Source organism: Mycobacterium sp. 23, assembly GCF_048287075.1.
GTDB lineage: Bacteria > Actinomycetota > Actinomycetes > Mycobacteriales > Mycobacteriaceae > Mycobacterium > Mycobacterium gordonae_B.
Window position 1 is genome coordinate 2,370,055 of sequence record NZ_JBLVUX010000005.1, and the last position, 24,361, is coordinate 2,394,415.

Here is a 24,361-nt window from a genome sequence, read left to right on the forward strand (position 1 = left end):
GGTCTGGCGATGTCGTTTTTGAGTGTTTCGCCGGAGTTGGTTTCGCAGGCGGCGGCGGATGTGGCGCGGATTGGGTCCGATGTCAGTGCCAGGAGTGCGGCGGCGGTGATGCCGACGACGCAGGTGGCGGTGGCCGCGGGCGATGAGGTGTCGGCGGCGATTGCGGCCTTGTTCGGTACCCATGCGCGGGAGTATCAGGCGTTGGCGGCGCAGGCGGCCGAATACCAGGACCAGTTCGTGGCGGCGTTGCGGTCGGCGGCCAGCGAGTATGCCGGGGCGGAGGTCGGTGCGGCGGCGTGGCTGCAGGGGTCGGCGGCAGCGGCTACGGCGTCTCCGGTGGCTGGGTTGTTCCAGTTGTTGGTGTATGGGCCGACGCACACGGTGAGTCAATGGTGGATCAACAGTGTGTTTGGTCAGGTTTTGGATCCGATCTTGAATTTCCCGACGGAGCTGTTGTTGGGCCGGGCTTTGATCGGTAATGGGGCGGCGGGCACGGCGGCCAATCCGACTGGTGGTGCGGGCGGGTTGTGGTTCGGCGATGGTGGGGCGGGTTACAGCCCGACCGGGACCACGCCGTTGGCCGGGGGTGCTGGGGGTGCGGCGGGGTTGATCGGCACGGGTGGGGCCGGGGGTGCGGGGGTGGCCGGTGGGGCCGGCGGGACTGGGGGTGCGGGGGGCTGGTTGATGGGTAACGGCGGGGCGGGGGGTGCCGGGGGCGCTGCGCTGACGTTGGGTGGGGTCGGGGGTGTCGGCGGTGCCGGTGGGCAGGCGTTGGTGTTCGGTGATGGCGGTTTGGGCGGGGTCGGTGGTGCGGGTCTGCACGGCAGCGCGGGCGGTAATGGGGTCAATCCGGGTGATTCGGGGACCGGTGGCGGCAATGCGGGCAACGGCGGGATGGGTGGTGCCGGTGGCCGCGGTGGGGTGTTTGTCGGGGATGGCGGCGCGGGGGGTTTGGGTGGGGTCGGGGGGGCTGGCGGGGCCGGTGGTAGTGGGGTGGCCGGGGCGGCCGGGGTGGCTGGGGTCGACAACGGCGCCGGCGGCGGTGTGGGCGGGTCGGGCGCTGATGGGGGTGCCGGCGGTCACGGCGGGGCCGGCGGGGCCGGCGGGGGCGGCGGATTGTTGGGGCAGGCGGGGGTCGCCGGTAACGGCGGGGCCGGCGGGGCCGGCGGGGCCGCCGGGTCCCCCGGTGACGGCGGCGCCGGCGCCGGCGGGACGGCCAGCTTCATCAATGGTGGGGCCGGCGGTCAGGGCGGCAACCCCGGCGCGGTCGGCGCCGGTGGGCATGGCGGGGCGCCCGGGGGTGCGGGCGCGCTGGCCGGCGCCGACGGGGCGGCCGGGCTGGCGGTGCTTAGCGGCGGCAACGGCGGCGCGGGTGGGGCCGGGTTCAACGCGGTCGCGGCGGGCGCCAACGGCGGCGCGGGGGGTACCGGGGGCAACGGGGGTGCGGTCGGCAATGGCGGTGCTGGGGGTGTCGGCGGCAACGGCGCCGCCGCCACCTCCGGTCCCAGTGGGGTGAACCCGGGTGAGTCCGGCTCCCCCGGTATCGCCGGCGGGGCTGGCGGGCACGGCGGGTCCGGCGGGGCCGGGGGCAGCGTGTCGGGTAACGGCGGGGCCGGCGGGAAAGGCGGGGCCGGCGCACCCGGCGGCAACGGCGGGGACGGCTTGTCCGGCAAGGCCGGGACCGCCGGGATCGACGCCGGCGCCGGCCAGACCGGCGGCTCGGGCGGTAACGGCGGCGCGGGCGGGGCCGGCGGCACCGGCGGAGACGGCGGCGCGGCCGCGCACGGCACCGCCGGAGTCAACGGCGACGGCGGTCAAGGCGGGCGCGGCGGTAACGCCGGCACCCCCGGTGACGGCGGGGCCGGCGCGGCCGGGGAGGCCGGATTCGTCGACGGCGGCGCCGGCGGCAACGGCGGCAACCCCGGCACGGTGGGCGCCGGCGGGGCCGGCGGCAACCCGGGTATCGGCGGCTCCGGCGGCAGCAAAGGCCTCGACGGCGGGTCCGGGGCCGCGGTCACCGCCGGCGGCAACGGCGGCGCGGGCGGGGCCGGCTTCAACGCGGTGAGTGCGGGCGCTAATGGCGGTGTCGGCGGCGCCGGTGGTAATGGCGGCTCGGTCGGCAACGGCGGGGCCGGTGGTGCCGGCGGCAACGGCGCCGCCGGCATCAACGGACCCGACGGCCTGGCGGCCGGTGACCCGGGCAGCCCGGGCATGGCCGGCGGGGCCGGCGGCAAAGGCGGGGCCGGCGGGTCCGGCGGCGCCGTGTCCGGAAACGGCGGGGCCGGCGGCAACGGCGGCGCCGGCGCCGACGGCGGCAACGGCGGAGCCGGCATCACCGGCAAAGCCGGAACCGCCGGGGCCGACAACGGCGCCGGCCAAGCCGGCGGCTCGGGCGGCAACGGCGGCGCCGGTGGAGCGGGCGGGGCCGGCGGCGATGGCGGCTCCTCGGCCCACGGCACCCTCGGCGCCAACGGCGACGGCGGCGCCGGCGGCAAAGGCGGCAACGCCGGGGCCCCCGGCGATGGCGGGGCCGGCGCCGCCGGCACCGACCTGTACGTCAACGGCGGGGCCGGCGGCAACGGCGGCAACCCCGGCACCCTCGGGGCCGGCGGAACCGGCGGCAACCACGGCATCGGCGGTAGCGGCGGCACCAACGGCGCCGACGGTGGACCCGGGGCCGCGATCACCGCCGGCGGCAACGGCGGCGCCGGCGGCGCCGGGTTTACCGCGCTCACCCCCGGTGTTAACGGCGGTTCGGGCGGGGCAGGGGGTAACGGTGGCTCGGTCGGCAACGGCGGGGCCGGGGGTGCCGGCGGCAACGGCGCCGCCGGCACCAACGGACCCGACGGTCTGGCCGCCGGCGACCCGGGCAACCCGGGCATGGCCGGCGGGGCCGGCGGCCACGGCGGGGCCGGCGGCTCCGGGGGCACCGTCTCCGGCAACGGCGGGGCCGGCGGCAAAGGCGGCGCCGGCGCGGCCGGCGGCAACGGCGGAGCCGGCATCACCGGCAACCCCGGAACCGCTGGGCTCGATAACGGCGCCGGACAGGCCGGCGGCTCGGGCGGCAACGGCGGAGCCGGCGGTAACGGCGGCACCGGCGGTGACGGCGGCTCCGCCGCCCACGGCACCCTCGGCGCCAACGGCGACGGCGGCGCCGGCGGCAAAGGCGGCAACGCCGGAGCCCCCGGCGACGGCGGAACCGGCGCAGCCGGAAACGCCACCTACATCAACGGCGGCGCCGGCGGCAACGGCGGCAACCCCGGCCTGATCGGGGCCGGCGGCACCGGCGGCAACCAAGGCATCGGCGGCACCGGCGGCACCAAAGGCCTCGACGGCCAGGCTGGCACGGCGCTCACCGGTCCGGCCGGTAACGGCGGCAACGGCGGCACCGGCTCCAATGCCACCTCGTTCGGGGCGGTGGGCGGCAAAGGCGGCACGGGCGGCAACGGTGGTGCCGTCGGCAACGGCGGCAACGGCGGCAACGGCGGCAACGGCGGTGTAGGTACGACAGGTACCTCGGGCGGCACCGCTCAGGACGGCGGACCCGGTGGGACCGGTCCCGACGGTGGCGCCGGCGGTGCCGGCGGCCAAGGCAATGGGCCAGGCAGCGGTGGCAATGGCGGGCGCGGCGGCGGCGGTGGCCGCGGTGGACTCGGCGGCGACGGCGGCTCAGCCGGCGCCGGTACAGGTTTGAACGGCGGCAACGGCGGGGCCGGGGGAACGGGCGGCGCCGGCGGCAGCGGCGGAGCCGGCGGCACGGCCACAGGATCAGGCAACGGCGGCGCCGGCGGGGCCGGTGGCTTTGGCGGACAAGGCGGCCAAGCCGGCTTCACCGGCAAGGGAGCCACGGCCAGTGCCGGCGCGCCGGCGGGCAGCGGCGGAACCGGCGGCGCAGGCGGCTCTGGCGGCGCAGGCGGCACCGGCGGCAGCGGCGGCGCTGCCATGGGGACAGGTAACGGCGGCGCCGGCGGGGCTGGCGGCAGCGGCGGATCCGCCGGCACGGCTGGGTTCGGCGGCTTTGGCGGCGAGGCGGCCAGCGGCCGTCCGGGAGGCACAGGCGGCACCGGTGGCACCGGCGGAGTCGGCGGCACCGGCGGCACAGCCGGTGCTGGCGGCGCGGCCATGGCGTCAGGCACCGGCGGGGCCGGCGGCAACGGCGGAATCGCCGGTACAGCCGGTGCCGGCGGACAAGGTGGCTATGGCGGCCCCAACTTCGGCATTGGCGGCGGCGCAATGGGTAACAGCGGGCCCGGTGGCGCCGGCGGGACCGGCGGTAACGGTGGCGACGGTGGCGCCGGTGGCAACTCGGTTACCGGCACGGCCGGAAACGGCGGGACCGGAGGCGCCGCCAGCGGGGGCGGAGCCGGCGGGGCTGGTTTCATCGGTCAGGGCGGCGGGACCGGCATCGCCCCCGGCAACGGTGGAAACGGGAGTACCGGCGGGACCGGCGGAATAGGAGGCACCGGAGGGGCCGGTGGAAACTCCACGAGTGCTGCTGGCTCGGGCAATGGCGGCAACGGTGGCGCCGCCGGCAAAGGCGGCGACGGCGGGGTTGGCGGTGCCGGTGGCAACGGCGGCAACATTTCCACCGGCGGCCTCGGTCCGGCCGGCACTGGCGGTAATGGCGGCAACGGGGGTGTCGCCGGCAAAGGCGGGGACGGCGGGGCCGGCGGCACGGCCGCAGGGTCAGGCAACGGCGGAAGCGGTGGCGCCGCCGCCGCCGGAGGCGCCGGTGGCAACGGCGGCACCGCCGGCGACGGCGGGTCCAGCTTCACGGCTGGCCAACTGGCCGCTGACGGCGGAACTGGCGGCAACGGCGGCGGCGGCGCAAGCGGCGGTAACGGCGGTATCGGCGGCGCGGCTGCCGGATCAGGCGCGGGCGGCGGCGGCGGGGCAGGCGGCAACGCCGGCTCCGCAGGAAACGGCGGCACCGGCGGTAACGGTGGAGCCGGCGGCAACGGCGTCAGCGGCAAGAACGGCGGAGCTGGCGGCAGCGGTGGCAACCCGGGGGCTGTCGGCATGGGCGGCGCGGGCGGGACTGGCGCCAGCATGGGTATCGACGGGCTGGACGGTACGGCGGTGACCAGCGGCGGAAACGGCGGCAACGGCGGCAACGGCGGCAGCGCCTTCGCGGCCCCCGCTATCGCTGGCCTTAACGGCGGCAACGGTGGCAGCGGTGGTGCCGGCGGCAACGGCGGGTCGTTCGGCAATGGCGGTAACGGCGGGGCCGGCGGCGGCGGCGCTACTGGCACAGCCGGCAGCAACGGCGTCAACCCGGGCGACTCCGGCATGAACGGCGGTGCTGGTGGGGCCGGCGGAGCTGGTGGTGCCGGGGGCCAGGGCGGGTCAATCTCCGGTAACGGCGGTAACGGCGGCGCTGGTGGCGCCGGCGCCTACGGCACTAACGGCGGTAAAGGCGTCGCCGGCGCAGCCGGGGTGGCAGGAGTAAACGACGGTGCCGGCCAAGCCGGTGGATCCGGCGGCAACGGCGGCAGCGGCGGCAACGGCGGGGCCGGCGGGAATGGCGGCGCCGCCCCGAATGGAACCGTGGGAATCAACGGCAACGGCGGCGCCGCCGGCCTGGGCGGTAACGCAGGGGCACCCGCCGACGGCGGAGCCGGTGCGGCCGGCACCCTGTTGAACCCCAACGGGGGCGCCGGCGGCAACGGCGGCAACCCCGGCATCCGGGGGGCCGGTGGAACCGGCGGCGCAGCCGGGGTCGGAGGCAGCGGCGGCACCAAAGGCGCCGACGGCTCCGCCGGCAGCGCGGTCACCAGCGGCGGCAACGGCGGCGCCGGAGGCAACGGCTTCACCGCCGTAGTGCCCGGCGCGAATGGCGGCAGCGGCGGGGCCGGTGGCAACGGCGGAACCGTCGGCAACGGCGGCAACGGCGGCAGCGGTGGCAACGGCGCGACCGGCGCAGCCGGCGGCATCGGCGGTAGCGGCGGAAACGGTGGCGCCGGCGGCAGCGGAGGCACCGGCGGCAACGCGGGCAGCGGCGGCAACGGCGGCAACGGCGCCGACGCCAGCATCGACGCTGGCACCGGCGGCACGACCGCCCCGTCCGGCGGCAACGGCGGCAGTGGCGGCGACGCCGGCACGCCCGGCATCGGCGGCATCGGCGGCCACGGCGGTAACGGCGGCAACGGCGGCGCGGGCAGCACTGGCAATGCCGGCAATCCGGGCTTCGCCGGCGACAACGGAGGCACCGGCGGTCAAGGCGGCAACGGCGGGGCCGCCACTGGCATCGGCAGCCTTGGCGGCAACGGCGGCGCGGGCGGTGCCGCGGGCAACGGAGGCAATGGCGGCGCCGACTCCGGCGGGACATCTGCTCCCCAGGGCGGCGCCGGAGGCAACGGCGGCAAAGGTGGCAGCGCCGGCAGCGGGGCGACTTGGGGCAAGGGCGGCGCCGGGGGGACCGGTGGCAACGGCGGTGCCGGCAGCGATGCCACCACTCCGAGCGCTGCTGGCGGCAGCGGCGGCGTTGGCGGAACCGGCGGCACTGGCGGCAACTCCGGCACTGGCGGGACCAACGGCGCAAGCGGCGCCGGCGGCAACGGCGGCAACGGCGGCAACGGCGCTGCTGGGAGCGGCTTCAACCCCGCCGGCCACGGCGGTAACGGCGGCGACGGCGGCGACGCCGGCACGGCCGGCACCGGCGGCACCTTCTCAAGCCTCGCCGGCGGGGCAGGCGGCACCGGGGGCGTCGGCGGCAACGGCGGCTCCGGTCAAGGCCCAGGCGGCAACGGCGGCACGGGAGGCAACGGCGGCGCTGCGGGCATCGGCGACATCACCGAGACTGCGGGGACTGGCGGCAACGGCGGCAACGGCGGGACGGGCAGCAACAGCAACGGCGGCAACGGCGGCAGCGGCGGCGCCGGGGGCAGCGCAGCCACCGGCAACGGCGGAAGCGGCGGCACCGGTGGCCACGGCGGCAACGGCGCTTGGAGCGGCAGCGGCGGCAGCGGTGGCGACGGCGGCGCCTCCACGGTTTTGGGTGACGGCGGCGCGGGCGGTGATGGCGGCAGCGGCGGCACTGGCGGCAATAGCAGCCCTAACGGCGCCGGAGGGGCGGGCGGCGCCGGCGGCGCCGCACAAGTCGGCAACGGAGGCGCCGGCGGCAAAGGCGGAAATGGCGGCGCGGCCAGCGGCTATGCAGGTAACGGTGGTAACGGAGGCGCCGGCGGAAACTCCAACATGTCGGGTAACGGCGGCACCGGCGGCGCGGGAGGCAACGGCGGTACCGGCACCGCGACCGCCGCTCAGGGCGGTGTTGGTGGCAACGGCGGTAACGGCGGCGCGGCCGTGATCGGCGACGGGGGGCGCGGCGGTAACGCAGGCAACGGCGGAGCCTCGGGCGGCTTCGGCGGCCAAGGCGGAGTCGGCGGCTTCGGCGGCAACGCCTTGACATCAGGTACTGGCGGCACCGGCGGTAACGGTGGCGCCGGCGGCCAGCCGGGGTTCGGCGGCTGGTGGGGCGGCGCCGGCGGCAACGGCGGCGGCGGCGGCTTCGGTTCCGGGACCGGCAACGGCGGCGCTGGCGGCAACGGAGGTGCTGGTGCGAACGGCACCAACTCCGCTGGCGGTGGCGGCGCCGGGGGCAACGGTGGCGCCGGCGGCAGCGGCGGCAACGCCACCGGCTCCGGAATCGGCGGCAACGCCGGCAACGGCGGAAGCGGCGGCAACGGCGGCGACGGCGGCGCTGGCGGAGGCAACTCCGGGGCTGGAGGCCCCGGCGGCAAAGGCGGCAACGGTGGCGACGCCGGTACGGTCGGCACCGGCGCTACCCCGGGCAGCGGCGGGACCGGCGGCAACGGCGGCAATGGCGGCAACGGCAACACCGGCAACGCGGGCAAAGCCGGCGGCGATGGCGGCGCCGGCGGAAACGGCGGAAACGCCACTGGCGCCGGCAGTGTCGGGGGCAATGCCGGAAGCGGCGGACACGGTGGCGACGGTGGCACCGGCGCCAAAGGCGACGGCAGCTACCTAAGCGTCGGCGGCCAAGGTGGCACCGGCGGCAAGGGCGGAATGGGCGGTCAAGGCGGCGCCGCCACGGCTGGCGGAACCAACGGCAACGGAGGTGCAGGCGGCACCGGCGGCAACGGCGGCGACGGGGGCGGCAACTCGGTCGCCTTCATTGGAAGCCCCGTCTATGGCGGCGGCGGGGGCGGCGGCGGCGCCGGCGGCACCGGCGGGAACGCCGGCACCGGCGCCGGTGCTAGTGGCCTCGGCGGCAACGGCGGCATCGCCGGCGGTGGCGGAACCGGGGGAACCGCCACGAGCGCCTTTTCGACGATCACCGGATTTGGCGGCAGCGGCGGCGGGGGCGGTGGCGGCGGTGCTGCTGCCACCGGCACCAGCGGCGCTGTCGGCGGCGCAGGGGGCGGGGGCGGCGCCGGCGGTGGCGTTTTCGATTCCGATGGCGTAACCCTCGACTGGGCTGTCGGCGGCGGCGGCGGGGGCGGCGGTGCAGGCGGCGATGCCAGCGCCGCGGGCGGCCTCGGCGGTACTGGCGGCGACGCTTCCAGTGATGCCGGGTACTTCTTCGGCGGCTCTGGTGCGATGGGCAGCACGGGCGTCGGCTGCGGTGGTGGCGGCGGCGCCCTCTCCACCTCGTCGTATGGAGCCGGCAACGGCAACCCCGGCATCGGCCGGATAGGAGGCGACGGCGGCAATGGTGATGCTGCAGGCAACAGCGGTGGCAACGGCGGGACCGTCGGCACCGGCGGCGCCGGCGGCCTCGGCTGGGACGGATTCGGCAACGGCAGCCCCGGCCAGAACAGCTGACACCGGTGCCCAACCTGCGAATTTGACGCATCGGCAGGGTGGGCGCGACCACCGAGGCGTTCCTGGCTAGGCTGTGCTCAAGGTCATGTCGGGGTACCCCAGTCCGGTTTCGTCACACCTGGTCGCCGCTTGGCCGCTGTCGACAGCCCAAACGACGGAAACGTGGAGCAAGTGAACGTCTACATACCCATATTGGTGATGGCGGGCATTGCCGCGGCCTTCGCCATCGGTTCGGTATTCCTGGCCAGCATCACCGGCCCCAGCCGATACAACCGATCGAAGCTCGAGGCCTACGAGTGTGGGATCGAGCCCACCGAAACCGGGTTCAGCGGGCCGCACGCCGCGAGCGGGCAGCGCTTCCCGATCAAGTATTACCTGACCGCAATGTTGTTCATCGTCTTCGATATTGAAATTGTGTTCCTCTATCCGTGGGCGGTTAGCTTCGATTCGCTGGGGACTTTCGCGCTCGTCGAGATGGTCATATTCATGCTCACGGTTTTCGTGGCCTACGCATATGTGTGGCGCCGCGGCGGCCTGACGTGGGATTGAGGTAGGTAGGACGTGGGACTGGAAGAACAGTTACCCGGCGGAATCCTGCTGTCCACAGTTGAGAAAGTTGCGGGCTACGTCCGCAAGAACTCACTGTGGCCGGCGACGTTCGGGTTGGCCTGCTGCGCGATCGAGATGATGGCTACCGCCGGGCCGCGGTTCGACATCGCCCGATTCGGCATGGAGCGGTTCTCGGCGACGCCGCGGCAGGCGGATCTGATGATCGTCGCGGGCCGGGTCAGCCAGAAGATGGCGCCCGTGCTGCGCCAGATCTACGACCAGATGGCCGAGCCGAAATGGGTTCTGGCGATGGGTGTCTGCGCGTCGTCCGGCGGCATGTTCAACAACTACGCGGTGGTCCAGGGCGTCGACCACGTGGTGCCGGTGGACATCTACCTGCCCGGCTGCCCACCCCGGCCCGAGATGCTGTTGTACGCAATCCTCAAGCTGCACGAGAAGATTCAGGAAATGCCGCTGGGGGTCAACCGCGAGAAGGCCATCGCCGAGGCCGAAGAGGCGGCCATGGCGGCCCGGCCGACGATCGAGATGCGCGGACTGCTGCGATGAGCTCACCGGACAAGGACCCGCAGGGCGCGACACTGACTCCGGGAGCCGACATTCCGCCGGAAGGGCAAGAGGTCATCAACGTCCGCCGCGGCATGTTCGGCGTGCGCGGCACCGGCGACACCTCCGGCTACGGACGACTGGTGCGCGAGATCGCGCTGCCCGGCGAAAGTCCGCGGCCCTACGGCGGTTACTTCGACGACATCGCCGACCGCCTCGCCGAGGCCCTGGACCGCGAAGGCCTCGACTTCAACGAGGCGATCGAGAAGGTCGTGGTCTACCGCGACGAGCTCACCCTCTATGTGCGCCGGGATCTGCTGCCGCAGGTCGCCCAACGGCTGCGGGACGAGCCGGAACTGCGCTTCGAGCTGTGCCTGGGCGTCAGCGGAGTGCACTACCCCAACGAGACCGGGCGCGAACTGCACGCCGTGTATCCGCTGAAGTCGATCACGCACAACCGTCGGCTGCGGCTGGAAGCCGTTGCGCCCGATAGTGATCCGCACATCCCGTCGCTGTTCAACGTCTACCCCACCAACGACTGGCACGAGCGCGAGACCTACGACTTCTTCGGAATCATCTTCGACGGCCACCCGTCGCTGACCCGGATCGAGATGCCCGACGACTGGCACGGGCACCCGCAACGCAAAGACTATCCGCTGGGCGGCATCCCGGTGGAGTACAAGGGCGCGCAGATCCCGCCGCCCGACGAACGCAGGGGCTATAACTGATGAGCGCACCAGCAGAGACACTCGTCGTCGCCGGCGGCCAGGACTGGGACAAGGTCGTCGACGCCGCCCGCAAGGCCGATCCCGGCGAGCGCATCGTCGTCAACATGGGACCCCAGCACCCGTCCACCCACGGCGTGCTGCGGCTGATCCTCGAGATCGAGGGCGAGACGGTCACCGAGGCCCGGTGCGGAATCGGCTACCTGCACACCGGCATCGAGAAGAACCTCGAATACCGGTACTGGACGCAGGGCGTCACCTTCGTCACCCGAATGGATTACCTGGCACCGTTTTTCAACGAGACCGCCTACTGCCTGGGTGTGGAGAAGCTGCTCGGCATCACCGACGAGATCCCGGAGCGGGTCAACGTCATCCGGGTGATGATGATGGAACTCAACCGCATCTCCTCGCACCTGGTCGCATTGGCCACCGGCGGAATGGAACTGGGTGCGATGACGCCGATGTTCGTCGGCTTCCGGGCCCGCGAGATCGTGCTCACCCTTTTCGAGAAGATCACCGGCCTGCGCATGAACAGCGCCTACGTCCGTCCCGGTGGCCTGGCCCAGGACCTGCCGCCCAACGGTGTCGACGACATCGCGGCCGCCCTCAAGGAGTTGCGGATCCCGTTGCGCCAGATGGGCGAACTACTCAACGAGAACGCAATCTGGAAGGCCCGCACCGAGGATGTCGGTTACCTGGATCTGACCGGTTGCATGGCGCTGGGCATCACCGGTCCGATCCTGCGCTCCACGGGGTTGCCGCACGACCTGCGCAAGAGCGAACCCTACTGCGGCTACGAGAACTACGAGTTCGACGTAATCACCGAGGACACGTGTGACGCGTACGGGCGCTACATGATTCGCGTCAATGAGATGTGGGAGTCGATCAAGATCGTCGAGCAGTGCCTGGACAAGCTCAAGCCCGGCCCGACGATGGTCGAAGACCGTAAGATCGCCTGGCCCGCAGACCTTTCCGTGGGCCCAGACGGCATGGGCAACTCACCGGAGCACATCGCCAAGATCATGGGCAGCTCGATGGAGGCCCTGATCCACCACTTCAAGCTAGTCACCGAGGGCATCCGGGTTCCGGCCGGTCAGGTCTACGTCGCCGTAGAATCCCCGCGCGGCGAGCTGGGCGTGCACATGGTCAGCGACGGCGGTACCCGCCCCTACCGGGTGCACTACCGGGACCCGTCGTTCACCAACCTGCAGTCGGTGGCCGCGATGTGCGAGGGCGGCATGGTGGCCGACCTGATCACCGCGGTCGCCAGCATCGACCCCGTGATGGGCGGAGTGGACCGATGAGCGAATCAGGCAGCGGCGAGCGGGTTTTCCTCCGGCTCGGCCCGCCACCGGAGGAACCCAGCCAGTTCGTGGTGGAGGGTGCGCCGGAGTCCTATCCCACCGAGGTGCGCGCGCGGCTGGAGGTGGAAGCCAAGGAGATCATCGCCAAGTACCCGAACAAGCGGTCGGCGCTGCTGCCGTTGCTGCACCTGGTGCAGGGCGAGGACTCCTACATCACCCCGGCCGGGATGGAGTTCTGCGCCCAGCAACTGGACCTCACCGGCGCGGAGGTCTCGGCGGTGGCCAGCTTCTACACGATGTACCGCCGCGGCCCCACCGGCGAGTATCTGGTCGGCGTCTGCACCAACACGCTGTGCGCGGTGATGGGCGGCGACGCGATATTCGAAGACCTCAAAGGACATCTCGGCATCGGCAATGACGAGACCACCGACGACGGGGCCGTCACGCTGCAACACATCGAGTGCAACGCGGCCTGCGACTACGCGCCGGTGATGATGGTCAACTGGGAGTTCTACGACAACCAGACCGTCGAGTCCGCCCGCGAACTCGTCGACTCGCTGCGCGCCGGGAAGCCCGCAAAGCCGACCCGCGGCGCACCGCTGTGCAAGTTCCGCGAGACGTCACGCATCCTGGCCGGTCTGCGCGATGAGCGTCCCGACGAGGGACAGGGCGGGCCCGGCGCGGCCACCCTGGCCGGGCTGCGGGTGGCCAAGGAGAACGACATGCAGGCTCCCCCTGGTCCGGAAGGCCAAGCATGACAACACCTTTGACCCCGGTCATCAGCCGCTACTGGGACGACCCTGAGTCCTGGTCGCTGGCGACCTACGAACGCTATGACGGCTACCAGGCCATGAAAAAGGCCCTGGCCATGAATCCCGACGACGTGATCGCCACCGTCAAGGACTCAGGGCTGCGCGGCCGTGGCGGGGCCGGCTTCTCGACCGGCACCAAGTGGTCGTTCATTCCCCAGGGCGACAAGGGGCCCGCGGCCAAGCCGCACTACCTGGTGGTCAACGCCGACGAGTCCGAACCCGGCACCTGCAAAGACATTCCGCTGATGCTGGCGACTCCGCACGTGCTGGTGGAAGGCGTCATCATCGCCGCCTACGCGATCCGGGCCAGCCACGCGTTCATCTACGTGCGCGGCGAGGTGGTGCCGGTGCTGCGCCGGTTGCAGAATGCGGTGGCCGAGGCCTACGCCGCCGGATATCTGGGCCGCGACATCGGTGGCTCCGGATACGACCTGGAGCTCGTGGTGCACGCCGGCGCGGGCGCCTACATCTGCGGCGAGGAGACCGCCCTGCTCGACTCGCTGGAAGGCCGCCGCGGCCAGCCCCGGCTGCGGCCGCCGTTCCCCGCGGTCGCCGGCCTCTACGGCTGCCCCACCGTGATCAACAACGTCGAGACCATCGCCAGCGTCCCGTCCATCGTCCTCAACGGCGTCGACTGGTTCCGGTCGATGGGCAGCGAGAAATCGCCTGGCTTCACGCTGTATTCGCTCTCCGGGCACGTCACCCGGCCCGGCCAGTACGAGGCCCCGCTCGGTATTACGTTGCGCGAGCTGCTCGACTACGCCGGCGGCGTCCGGGCCGGGCACCGGCTCAAGTTCTGGACGCCGGGCGGTTCGTCGACTCCCCTGCTCACCGACGAGCACCTGGATGTGCCGCTGGATTACGAGGGCGTCGGCGCTGTGGGATCCATGTTGGGCACCAAGGCACTGGAGATCTTCGACGAAACCACCTGCGTAGTGCGGGCTGTTCGCCGCTGGACCGAGTTCTACAAGCACGAGTCCTGCGGCAAGTGCACGCCGTGCCGCGAGGGCACCTTCTGGCTGGACAAGATCTACGCCCGCCTGGAGAACGGCCAGGGCACCCGCGAAGACCTGGACAAGCTGCTGGACATCTCCGATGCGATCCTCGGAAAGTCGTTCTGTGCGTTGGGAGATGGCGCGGCCAGCCCGGTGATGTCGTCAATTCAGCATTTCCGCGACGAATACATCGCCCACGTCGAAACCGGCGGGTGCCCGTTTGACCCCAAAGATTCCATGCTGACCTCCAAGCCAGCGACGTTGAACGGAAAGGCCTGACGCTGCAATGACAAGTGCGGCCAAGACGGATACCGGCGACGAGGTCAAGCCGCCGGACATGGTGACGCTGACCATCGACGGCGCCGAAATCAGCGTTCCGAAGGGAACTCTGGTCATTCGCGCGGCCGAGCTGATGGGCATCCAGATCCCACGGTTCTGTGACCACCCGCTGCTCGACCCGGTGGGCGCGTGCCGGCAGTGCATGGTCGAGGTCGAGGGACAGCGCAAGCCGATGGCGTCATGCACCATCGTCTGCACCGACGACATGGTGGTGCGCACCCAGCTCACGTCTCCGGCCGCCGACAAGGCGCAGCACGGCGTGATGGAACTGCTGCTGATCAACCACCCGCTGGACTGCCCGATGTGCGACAAGGGCGGTGAGTGCCCGCTGCAGAACCAGGCAATGTCCAACGGCCGTGCGGAATCTCGCTTCACCGACGTCAAGCGCACCTTCGCCAAACCGATCAACATCTCCGCACAGGTGCTGCTGGACCGCGAGCGTTGCATCCTGTGTGCCCGCTGCACCCGGTTCTCCAACCAAATCGCCGGCGACCCGTTCATCGACATGCAGGAGCGCGGCGCGCTGCAGCAGGTCGGCATCTACGCCAACGAGCCGTTCGACTCCTACTTTTCCGGCAACACCGTGCAGGTCTGCCCGGTCGGCGCGCTCACCGGCATGTCATACCGGTTCCGGGCCCGCCCGTTCGACCTGGTGTCCAGCCCCAGCGTGTGCGAACACTGCGCATCCGGTTGCTCCCAGCGCACCGACCATCGCCGCGGGAAGGTGACGCGCCGCCTGGCCGGCGACGACCCGGAAGTCAACGAAGAGTGGAACTGCGACAAGGGCCGGTGGGCGTTCAACTACGCCACCCAGCCGGACGTGCTCACCACCCCGCTGATCCGGGATTCCAACGGAGAGCTCACGCCGGCTTCGTGGGCCCACGCGATCGTGGCCGCCACGCAGGGCCTGGAGGCAGCACGGGGCCGCACCGGCGTGCTGGTCGGCGGCCGGGCCACCTGGGAAGACGCTTACGCGTACGCCAAGTTCGCGCGAATCGTCTTGAACACCAACGACATCGACTTCCGTGCCCGCCCACAGTCCGCGGAGGAGGCCGACTTCCTGGCGGCCCGCGTCGCCGGCCGGCCGGTGAGCGTCAGCTATGCCGACCTGGAGTCGGCGCCGGTGGTGCTGCTGGTCGGATTCGAACCGGAAGAAGAATCGCCGATCGTATTCCTGCGGCTGCGCAAGGCGGCGCGAAAGAACAACGTACCGGTGTACGCGATCGCCCCGTTCGCCACCCGCGCGCTGGAGAAGATGTCGGGCCAGTTGCTGCAGACGGCGCCCGGCGGTGAGCCCGCGGCGCTGGACGACCTCGCCACCGGCGAAGTAGGCGACCTGCTGAGCACCACCGGCGCGGTGATCATGGTCGGCGAGCGGCTGGCCACCGTGCCCGGCGGGTTGTCCGCGGTGGCCCGGTTGGCGGACTCGACCGGAGCCCGGCTGGCCTGGGTGCCGCGGCGGGCCGGGGAACGCGGCGCGCTGGAAGCGGGTGCCCTGCCCGCACTGCTGCCCGGTGGCCGTCCGGTCGCCGACGACACCGCCCGGTCAGAGGTCGCCGCCGCCTGGCACGTCGACGAATTGCCTTCCGCAACAGGCCGCGACGTCGACGGGATCTTCGCCGCAGCCACCGACGGAACTCTCGGCGCGCTGTTGGTGGGCGGCATCGAAGCCGGCGACTTCGCCGACCCGGACGCGGTGCTGGCCGCTCTGGACGCGGCCCCGTTCGTGGTCAGCCTGGAGTTGCGGCACAGCGCGGTCACCGAGCGGGCCGACGTCGTGTTCCCGGTCGCCCCGACCACCCAGAAGGCCGGCGCCTTCGTCAACTGGGAGGGCCGCTACCGCGCCTTCGAACCAGCGTTCAAGGGCAGCATGCTGCAGGCCGGCCAATCCGATCACCGGGTGCTCGACACGCTGGCCGACGAGTTGGGCATCCAACTGAACTGCGCGACGGTCGAAACGGCACGCGAAGAACTGGCCGGACTGGGCACCTGGGATGGCAAGCACGCCGCCAGCCCCACCGTCGAAGCCAAAGCCGGCGCACAGCCCGAGCAGGGCCAGGCCGTACTGACCGGCTGGCGCATGCTGCTGGACGCGGGCCGCGGGCAGGACGGCGAACCGCATCTTGCGGGCACCGCACGCACACCCGTCGTGCGGTTGTCGGCCGGTACCGCCGCCGAGATCGGCGCCGCCGACGGCGAGTCGGTGACGGTCAGCACCGACCGCGGCTCAATCACCTTGCCGCTCAACGTGACCGACATGCCGGACCGAGTGGTGTGGCTGCCGCTGAACTCCCCGGGCTCGGCGGTGCACCAGGAACTCGGCGTCACCAGCGGCGCCGTCGTCAAGATCGGGGTCGGAAAGTGAACAGTTTGGCCGCCTTCGGACACGATCCCTGGTGGCTGGTGCTGGGCAAGGCGCTGGCCATCTTCGTGTTCCTGATGCTCAACGTGCTGGTGGCGATCCTGCTCGAGCGCAAAATCCTGGGCTGGATGCAGCTGCGGCCGGGCCCAAACCGGGCCGGACCGTGGGGCACTCTGCAGAGCCTCGCCGACGGCATCAAGCTGGCCCTCAAGGAGAGCATCACCCCCAAGGGCATCGACTGGTTCGTGTACTTCGCGGCGCCGGCCATCTCGGCGATTCCCGCGTTCACCGCCTTCTCGTTCATCCCGTTCGGACCTGAGGTGTCGGTGTTCGGTCACTGGACGCCTCTGCAGCTGACCGACCTTCCGGTCGCGGTGCTGTTCATCCTGGGGATGTCGGCCATCGGCGTGTACGGAATCGTGTTGGGCGGCTGGGCTTCCGGCTCCACCTATCCCCTACTCGGTGGGGTGCGCTCCACCGCACAGGTGATCTCCTACGAGGTGGCGATGGGATTGTCCTTCGCGGCGGTGTTCCTGTTCGCGGGCTCGATGTCGACGTCGCAGATCGTGGCCGCCCAGGACCGGGTGTGGTTCGTGTTCCTGCTGCTGCCGTCGTTCGTGATCTACCTCATCTCAATGGTCGGCGAAACTAACCGGGCGCCGTTCGACCTTCCGGAAGCCGAGGGCGAGTTGGTCGCCGGTTTCCACACCGAATACTCGTCGCTGAAGTTCGCGATCTTCATGCTGGCCGAGTACGTCAACATGTTCACGGTGTCCTCGCTGGCCGCGGCCATGTTCTTCGGTGGCTGGCACGCGCCGTGGCCGCTGAACATGTGGGAGGGCGCGAACCACGGCTGGTGGCCGGTGCTCTGGTTCACCCTCAAGATGTGGACGTTCCTGTTCATCTACTTCTGGCTGCGCGCCAGCCTGCCCCGGTTCCGCTACGACCAGTTCATGTCGCTGGGCTGGAAGCTGCTGATCCCGGTGTCGCTGGTGTGGATCATGATCGCGGCGGTGATCCGCACGCTGCGCAACCAGGGCTACGCGCATTGGACCACCCTGCTGGTGGTGTGCAGCCTGGTCTTCGCCGTGGCATTGATCGCCACGTTGCGAAAACCGTTCAGCGCGCCCAGCCCCCGCAAGCGCCGAAGGCAGGTTGTCAGCCTCACCCCGAGCGGCTCAGCCGACGAGCCGGCATTCCCGACACCGCCGCTGCCGCTCAAGACCCTCGAGCGGCCGGTAGGTGCGAGCAAGGAGAAGGCACGTGGCTAACATTTTCAAGCGCCTCATCGATCCCGTTGCCGGATTCGGCGTCACCTTCGGGTCGATGTTCAAGAAGAACATCACCGAGGAGTATCCGGAGAAGCCCGGCCCGGTGGCCCCGCGCTATCACGGCCGTCACCAGCTCAACCGGTACCCGGACGGCCTGGAGAAGTGCATCGGCTGCGAGCTGTGCGCCTGGTCCTGCCCCGCCGACGCGATCTACGTCGAAGGCGCGGACAACACCGAAGAGGCCCGCTACTCTCCCGGCGAACGCTATGGCCGGGTGTACCAGATCAACTACCTGCGCTGCATCGGGTGCGGGCTGTGCATCGAGGCCTGCCCCACCCGGGCGCTGACCATGACCAACGACTACGAGTTGGCTGACGACAACCGCGCGGACCTGATCTACGAAAAGGACAGGCTGCTGGCGCCGCTGCTGCAAGACATGCTCGCGCCACCGCACCCCCGTGCCGAGGGCGCCACCGACAAGGACTACTACCTGGGCAACGTGACGGCCCACGGCCTGCGCGAGAGCCAGGACGCCCGATGATCGTCACCCTCGCAGCAGAAACTCTGACCCACACCTCCACCGGTGAAGCCGTGATGTTCTGGGTGCTGGGCGCGGCGGCGGTCATCGGCGCGCTCGGGGTGGTGCTGGCGGTCAACGCCGTCTACTCGGCCATGTACCTGGCGATGACGATGCTCATCCTGGCGGTCTTTTACATGGCCCAGGACGCGCTGTTCCTGGGCGTCGTGCAGGTGGTGGTCTACACCGGCGCGGTGATGATGCTGTTCCTGTTCGTGCTGATGCTGATCGGCGTGGACTCCGCGGAATCGCTCAAAGAGACCCTGCGCGGACAGCGGGTGGCCGCGGTGGTCACCGGTGTCGGGTTCGGCGTGCTGTTGATCGCCGGCATCGGCAACGTCGCGACCGGCGGCTTCTCCGGCCTGGCCGGCGCCAACGCCAACGGCAACGTGGAAGGGCTGGCGGCCCTTATCTTCTCGCGCTACCTGTGGGCGTTCGAGCTGACCAGCGCGCTGCTGATCACCGCCGCGGTGGGCGCGATGATCCTGGCGCACCGGGAGCGCTTCGAGCGACGCAAGACCCAGCGCGAACTCTCCGAAGAGCGCTTCCGGCCCGGCGGTCACGCCACCCCGATGCCCAATCCGGGCGTCTACGCGCGTCACAACGCCGTCGACGTGGCAGCGCTGCTGCCCGACGGCTCCTACTCGGACCTGTCGGTCTCCAAGATCCTGCGCACCCGCGGGGCCGACGGGCTGGAAACACCCTCACCGGAAGCCGTGAAGGGCGGTGCCTCGTGAATCCGGCCAACTACCTTTACCTTTCGGCATTGCTGTTCACCATCGGGGCTTCCGGAGTGCTGCTGCGGCGCAACGCGATCGTCATGTTCATGTGCGTCGAGTTGATGCTCAATGCCGTCAACCTGGCGTTCGTCACGTTCGCGAGGATGCACGGCAAGCTCGACGGACAGATGATCGCGTTCTTCACCATGGTGGTCGCCGCGTGCGAGGTCGTCATCGGGCTGGCCATCATCATGACGATTTTCCGTGCCCGCAAATCGGCGTCGGTCGACGACGCGAATCTACTCAAAGGCTGAGAACGCCAAGATGATCCACTACACCTGGCTGCTGGTGGCGCTGCCGCTGGCGGGTGCCACGATCCTGCTGTTCGGCGGTAGACGTACCGACGCGTGGGGCCACTGGCTCGGCACGCTGGCCGCCCTCTCGGCGTTCGGCGTGGGCGTCACGCTGCTGACGGAACTGCTGGGCCGGTCGGCCGACGACCGCGTCATCCATCAGACGGTTTACACCTGGATGCCGGTGGCCCAGTTGCAGGTCGACTTCGGGCTGCAGATCGACCAGCTGTCGATGTGCTTCATCCTGCTCATCTCCGGCGTCGGGTCACTGATCCACGTCTACTCGATCGCCTACATGGCCGAAGACGAAGACCGCAGAAGGTTTTTCGGCTACCTCAACCTGTTCCTGGCCTCGATGCTGCTGCTGGTGGTGGCCGACAACTATGTGCTGCTCTACGTCGGCTGGGAAGGTGTCGGTCTGGCGTCCTACCTGCTGATCGGCTTCTGGTACCACAAGCCGTCGGCGGCCACCGCGGCCAAGAAGGCGTTCGTGATGAACCGGGTCGGGGACGCCGGCCTGGCCCTGGCGATGTTCCTGATGTTCGCCACCTTCGGCACGGTGTCCTACGCGGGAGTGTTCGCCGGGGCACCGGCGGCCAGCCAGGGCGTGCTGAACGCCATGGGCCTGCTGCTGCTGATGGGCGCCTGCGCCAAGTCCGCCCAGGTTCCGCTGCAGGCCTGGTTGGGCGATGCGATGGAGGGTCCCACCCCGGTGTCGGCGCTGATCCACGCGGCAACCATGGTGACCGCCGGTGTGTACCTCATCGTGCGGTCCAACCCGGTGTTCAACCTGGCTCCCGGCGCTCAGCTGGCCGTCGTCGTCGTCGGCGCCGTCACCCTGATGCTGGGGGCGTTCATCGGCTGCGCCAAGGACGACATCAAACGCGCCCTGGCCGCGTCCACGATGAGCCAGATCGGCTATATGGTGCTGGCCGCCGGCCTCGGCCCGGCCGGTTACGCGTTCGCGATCATGCACCTGCTCACCCACGGCTTCTTCAAGGCCGGGCTGTTCCTCGGGTCCGGGTCGATCATTCACGCGATGCACGAAGAGCAGGACATGCGCCGCTATGGCGGGCTGCGCAAGGCCCTGCCGGTCACGTTCGTGACGTTCGGCCTGGGCTACCTGGCGATCATCGGCGTGCCGCCGTTCGCGGGATTCTTCTCCAAGGACGCGATCATCGAAGCCGCGCTGGGCGCCGGCGGCGCCCGCGGTTACGTGCTGGGCGGGGCCGCGCTGCTGGGCGCCGGCATCACCGCCTTCTACATGACCCGCGTGATGCTGATGACCTTCTTCGGCCAGAAGCGTTGGGCGCCAAGCTCCCATCCGCACGAATCACCGGCGCTGATGACGTGGCCGATGATCATCCTGGCGTTCGGTTCAGTATTCTCCGGCGCCCTGTTCGCCATCGGCGGGACGCTCAAGAACTGGCTGGAACCCGTCGTCGGGGCGCACGAGGAGACCGCGCACGCCGTACCGGCCTGGGTCAGCACCTCGCTCGCCCTGGGGGTGGTGGTCGTCGGTATCGCGGTGGCCTACCGGATGTACGGCGGCAAGGCGGAGATTCCGCGGGTCGCCCCGGCTCAGGTTTCGGTGCTGACAACGGCCGCACGCGCCGACGCTTACGGCGATGCCTTCAACGAGGAGGTCTTCATGCGCCCGGGTGCGCACCTGACGGAGAGGCTGGTCGCCGTCGACAACGCCGGCGTGGACGGGTCGGTCAACGGACTGGCCGCGCTGGTCGGCCGGACATCAAACGGGTTGCGGGGCTTGCAGACCGGCTTCGCCCGCAACTACGCGCTGTCGATGCTGGCGGGTGCGGCCCTGGTCGCCGGAGCGCTGTTGGCGGTGAACTTGTGGTGAGTAATGTGCCCTGGCTGAGTGTGCTCTGGCTGGTTCCGTTGGCCGGTGCGGTGCTGGTGATTCTGTTGCCTCCGGGCCTGCGCCAGGTCGCCAAGTGGACGGGCCTGGTGGTCGCCGTCGCGACGCTGGCCGTTTCCCTGGTGGTGGCCGTCGGGTTCAAACCCGGCGGTGACACCTATCAGTTCGTCGAAAAGCGCACCTGGATACCGGCTTTCGGCGCCAGTTACTCCCTGGGCGTGGACGGCATCGCACTGATCCTGGTGGTGCTGACCACCGTGCTGATCCCGCTGCTGCTGGTCGCCGGCTGGAACGACGGCGGAGAAACCAATCCCCGCGGCCCGCACGCCTATGTCGCGCTGACGCTGGCCATCGAGTCGATGGTGCTGATCTCCGTGGTCGCCCTGGACGTGCTGCTGTTCTATGTCTTCTTCGAGGCCATGCTCATCCCGATGTACTTCCTCATCGGCGGGTTCGGACAGGGCAAGGAGCGCTCGCGGGCCGCGGTGAAATTCTTGCTGTACAACCTGTTCGGCGGGTTGATCATGCTGGCCGCGGTCATCGGCCTCTACGTGGTCACCAGCCAGCACGGCGGCGGCACCTTCGATTTCGTCCGGATCGTCGACGACGTGAAGGCCGGCCGCCTCGCCGGTGTCGACCCGGCGGTGTTCAAGGCCCTGTTCCTGGGCTTCATGTTCGCGTTCGCGATCAAGGCCCCGCTGTGGCCGCTGCACCGCTGGCTGCCCGACGCCGCCGTCGAATCCACTCCAGCGACCGCGGTGCTGATCACCGCGGTGATGGACAAGGTGGGCACCTTCGGCATGCTGCGGTACTGCCTGCAGCTGTTCCCGGACGCCTCAACCTATTTCCGTCCCGCCATCGTCACGCTGGCCATCATCGGCGTGATCTACGGCGCCATTGTGGCGATCGGCCAGACCGACATGATGCGGCTGATTGCCTACACCTCGATCTCCCACTTCGGGTTCATCATCGCCGGCATTTTCGTGATGACCACCCAGGGGCAGAGCGGCTCGACGCTCTACATGCTCAACCACGGCATCTCCACCGCCGCGGTGTTCCTGATCGCCGGGTTCCTGGTCTCCCGCGGTGGCAGCCGCAACATCGCCGATTACGGAGGCGTGCAGAAGGTGGCCCCGATCCTGGCCGGCACCTTCCTGGTGTCCTGCATGGCCACCCTGTCGCTGCCCGGCCTGGCGCCGTTCATCAGCGAATTCCTGGTGTTGCTGGGCACTTTCAACCGCTACTGGGTGGCTGCGGCCTTCGGCGTGACGGCCCTGGTGCTCGCGGCCATCTACATGCTGTGGCTCTACCAGCGCGTGATGACCGGCCCGGTCGCCAAGGGCAACGAGAAGATCCGTGATCTCGTGGGACGCGAGATGATCGTCGTCGCACCGCTGCTCGCGCTGTTGTTCGTGCTCGGCGTCTACCCCAAACCGGTGCTGGACATCATCAACCCGGCGGTCGAGAGCACCATGACCACCATCGGTCAGCACGATCCCGCACCCACGGTTCCGATCAACGCCGTCCCCCGTAAAGCCGAAGGACCGCACCAATGACGCTGCCCAGCCCCAGCATCGAGTACTTCCTGCTGTCCCCGATGTTCATCGTCTTCGGCATCGCGGTCGTCGGGGTGCTGGTCGAGGCCTTCCTCCCCCGTCGGCTCCGCTACGGCGCGCAGCTGGTGCTGGCCCTCGCCGGGTTGACCGCCGCGTTCGTCGCCGTTGTGGCAGTAGCGAAGTCGGTTCCGGCCGAGGGCCGCCGTGCCGTGCTCGGGGCGGTGGCCGTGGACCGGCCGACACTCTTCCTGCAGGGCACCATCGTGCTGGTCTCGGTGCTGGCGGTCATCTTCGTCGCCGAGCGCAGCCAGCGAACCGTTGACACCAAGCAAAAGGTATTCGCGGGACTGGATTCCTTCACCCCACAAGCCTCCGCGGTGCCAGGCAGCGACGTCGAGCACGAAGCCGAACGCGCCGGTGTGGCTCAGACCGAGCTCTTCCCGCTGCTGACCCTCTCGGTTGGCGGCATGATGGTGTTTCCCGCGTCCAACGACCTGCTGACCATGTTCGTTGCGCTGGAAGTACTCTCGCTCCCGCTGTACCTGATGTGCGGGCTGGCCCGGCACCGCCGCCTGGTGTCGCAGGAATCGGCGTTGAAGTACTTCCTGCTGGGCGCGTTCTCGTCGGCCTTCTTCCTCTACGGTGTCGCCTTGCTCTACGGCGCGACCGGCACGCTCACACTCGGTGGGATCCGCGATTCGCTTGCGGGCGACAGCGATACGTCCATGGCGCTGGTCGGAGTGGCGCTGCTGTCGGTCGGTCTGTTGTTCAAGGTGGGAGCCGTCCCATTCCATTCGTGGATTCCGGACGTGTATCAGGGGGCACCCACCCCGATCACCGGCTTCATGGCGGCGGCGACCAAGGTCGCGGCGTTCGGTGCGCTACTGCGCGTGGTCTACGTCGCGCTGCCTCCGCTGCATCACGACTGGCGTCCGGTGCTGTGGGGAATCGCGATCCTGACCATGACCGTAGGCACCATCACCGCGGTGACCCAGACGAATGTCAAACGGATGCTGGCGTATTCGTCGGTGGCACACGTCGGATTCATCCTCACCGGTGTGATCGCCGACAACCCGGCCGGGCTTTCCGGCACCTTGTTCTATCTGATCGCCTACAGCTTCAGCACGGTGGGCGCGTTCGCGATCGTGGGCCTGGTACGCAATTCCGAGGACGTCGAGGACGCCGACCTGTCTCGCTGGGCCGGCCTGGGTCAGCGCTCCCCCATCGTGGGCGTGATGCTTTCGATGTTCCTGCTGGCCTTTGCCGGCATCCCGCTGACCAGTGGCTTCATCAGCAAGTTCGCGGTGTTCAGGGCCGCCGCCGAGGGCGGTGCCGTGCCGCTGGTGGTGATCGGTGTGATCTCCAGCGGGGTGGCCGCGTACTTCTATGTGCGGGTGATCGTCTCGATGTTCTTCACCGAGCCCACCGATGACACACCGCATGTCATGACGCCCGGGGTGCTGAGCAAGGCGGCCATCGCGGTCTGCGCATTGGTCACGGTGCTGCTCGGCATCTTCCCGCAGCCGGTGCTGGACGTGGCTGAGCGCGCGGCAACGTTCCTGAACTGAC

General features: G+C 70.6%; 15 protein-coding genes. All 15 read left to right on the forward strand.

Translation table 11 applies throughout. From position 1 onward, the window contains the following. Positions 1-9 precede the first annotated feature (9 nt). The 15 genes from ACNQS7_RS12295 to nuoN all read left to right on the forward strand — a co-directional run bounded on the left by ACNQS7_RS12295 (position 10) and on the right by nuoN (position 24,360). Entirely contained in the window at positions 10-8,787 is an 8,778-nt protein-coding gene (locus ACNQS7_RS12295; protein WP_418012758.1) for a PE family protein, read from the forward strand. A gap of 171 nt (positions 8,788-8,958) precedes the next feature. Further along, a complete protein-coding gene (locus ACNQS7_RS12300; RefSeq protein WP_065043471.1) occupies positions 8,959-9,336 on the forward strand; it encodes an NADH-quinone oxidoreductase subunit A in 378 nt (125 codons plus the stop codon). A 12-nt stretch (positions 9,337-9,348) separates the two neighbouring features. Further along, on the forward strand, positions 9,349-9,903 hold the full coding sequence (locus ACNQS7_RS12305; protein WP_055580867.1) for a NuoB/complex I 20 kDa subunit family protein: 555 nt from the start codon (positions 9,349-9,351) through the stop codon (positions 9,901-9,903). Beyond that, on the forward strand, positions 9,900-10,628 hold the full coding sequence (locus ACNQS7_RS12310) for an NADH-quinone oxidoreductase subunit C (RefSeq protein ID WP_418012759.1): 729 nt from the start codon (positions 9,900-9,902) through the stop codon (positions 10,626-10,628). Before ACNQS7_RS12305 ends, ACNQS7_RS12310 begins: the two co-directional genes overlap by 4 nt. Further along, positions 10,628-11,929 (forward strand): NADH dehydrogenase (quinone) subunit D, encoded by a 1,302-nt coding sequence (gene nuoD / locus ACNQS7_RS12315; RefSeq protein WP_418012760.1) that lies wholly within the window; start codon positions 10,628-10,630, stop codon positions 11,927-11,929. Before ACNQS7_RS12310 ends, nuoD begins: the two co-directional genes overlap by 1 nt. Continuing rightward, positions 11,926-12,687 (forward strand): NADH-quinone oxidoreductase subunit NuoE, encoded by a 762-nt coding sequence (nuoE, locus tag ACNQS7_RS12320; RefSeq protein ID WP_418012761.1) that lies wholly within the window; start codon positions 11,926-11,928, stop codon positions 12,685-12,687. Before nuoD ends, nuoE begins: the two co-directional genes overlap by 4 nt. Further along, on the forward strand, positions 12,684-14,015 hold the full coding sequence (nuoF, locus tag ACNQS7_RS12325; RefSeq protein WP_055580871.1) for an NADH-quinone oxidoreductase subunit NuoF: 1,332 nt from the start codon (positions 12,684-12,686) through the stop codon (positions 14,013-14,015). Before nuoE ends, nuoF begins: the two co-directional genes overlap by 4 nt. Before the next feature lie 7 nt (positions 14,016-14,022). Then, positions 14,023-16,440 (forward strand): NADH-quinone oxidoreductase subunit G, encoded by a 2,418-nt coding sequence (locus tag ACNQS7_RS12330; RefSeq protein WP_418012762.1) that lies wholly within the window; start codon positions 14,023-14,025, stop codon positions 16,438-16,440. A gap of 5 nt (positions 16,441-16,445) precedes the next feature. Beyond that, complete coding sequence (gene nuoH, locus ACNQS7_RS12335) at positions 16,446-17,708, forward strand: NADH-quinone oxidoreductase subunit NuoH (protein ID WP_418015967.1); 1,263 nt, start codon at positions 16,446-16,448, stop codon at positions 17,706-17,708. Beyond that, positions 17,701-18,249 (forward strand): NADH-quinone oxidoreductase subunit NuoI, encoded by a 549-nt coding sequence (gene nuoI, locus ACNQS7_RS12340; RefSeq protein ID WP_269435191.1) that lies wholly within the window; start codon positions 17,701-17,703, stop codon positions 18,247-18,249. Before nuoH ends, nuoI begins: the two co-directional genes overlap by 8 nt. Next, entirely contained in the window at positions 18,246-19,022 is a 777-nt protein-coding gene (locus ACNQS7_RS12345) for an NADH-quinone oxidoreductase subunit J (RefSeq protein ID WP_418012763.1), read from the forward strand. Before nuoI ends, ACNQS7_RS12345 begins: the two co-directional genes overlap by 4 nt. After that, entirely contained in the window at positions 19,019-19,318 is a 300-nt protein-coding gene (nuoK, locus tag ACNQS7_RS12350; protein ID WP_055580875.1) for an NADH-quinone oxidoreductase subunit NuoK, read from the forward strand. The genes ACNQS7_RS12345 and nuoK overlap by 4 nt, the downstream gene beginning before the upstream one ends. A 10-nt stretch (positions 19,319-19,328) precedes the next feature. Beyond that, a complete protein-coding gene (nuoL, locus tag ACNQS7_RS12355) occupies positions 19,329-21,218 on the forward strand; it encodes an NADH-quinone oxidoreductase subunit L (RefSeq protein ID WP_418012764.1) in 1,890 nt (629 codons plus the stop codon). Beyond that, positions 21,215-22,792: an NADH-quinone oxidoreductase subunit M gene (locus ACNQS7_RS12360; RefSeq protein WP_418012765.1), complete on the forward strand. Its 1,578-nt coding sequence runs from the start codon at positions 21,215-21,217 to the stop codon at positions 22,790-22,792. The genes nuoL and ACNQS7_RS12360 overlap by 4 nt, the downstream gene beginning before the upstream one ends. Beyond that, positions 22,789-24,360 (forward strand): NADH-quinone oxidoreductase subunit NuoN, encoded by a 1,572-nt coding sequence (nuoN, locus tag ACNQS7_RS12365; protein WP_418012766.1) that lies wholly within the window; start codon positions 22,789-22,791, stop codon positions 24,358-24,360. The genes ACNQS7_RS12360 and nuoN overlap by 4 nt, the downstream gene beginning before the upstream one ends. The last annotated feature ends 1 nt before the right edge of the window (position 24,361 follow it).

Excerpts from the sequence above, each read along its gene's own strand:
- ACNQS7_RS12295 (WP_418012758.1), top strand. The coding sequence starts at position 10 with ATGTCGTTTTTGAGTGTTTCGCCGGAGTTGGTTTCGCAGGCGGCGGCG.
- ACNQS7_RS12310 (WP_418012759.1), top strand. The coding sequence starts at position 9,900 with ATGAGCTCACCGGACAAGGACCCGCAGGGCGCGACACTGACTCCGGGA.
- nuoD (WP_418012760.1), top strand. The coding sequence starts at position 10,628 with ATGAGCGCACCAGCAGAGACACTCGTCGTCGCCGGCGGCCAGGACTGG.
- nuoE (WP_418012761.1), top strand. The coding sequence starts at position 11,926 with ATGAGCGAATCAGGCAGCGGCGAGCGGGTTTTCCTCCGGCTCGGCCCG.
- nuoF (WP_055580871.1), top strand. The coding sequence starts at position 12,684 with ATGACAACACCTTTGACCCCGGTCATCAGCCGCTACTGGGACGACCCT.
- ACNQS7_RS12330 (WP_418012762.1), top strand. The coding sequence starts at position 14,023 with ATGACAAGTGCGGCCAAGACGGATACCGGCGACGAGGTCAAGCCGCCG.
- ACNQS7_RS12345 (WP_418012763.1), top strand. The coding sequence starts at position 18,246 with ATGATCGTCACCCTCGCAGCAGAAACTCTGACCCACACCTCCACCGGT.
- nuoL (WP_418012764.1), top strand. The coding sequence starts at position 19,329 with ATGATCCACTACACCTGGCTGCTGGTGGCGCTGCCGCTGGCGGGTGCC.
- nuoN (WP_418012766.1), top strand. The coding sequence starts at position 22,789 with ATGACGCTGCCCAGCCCCAGCATCGAGTACTTCCTGCTGTCCCCGATG.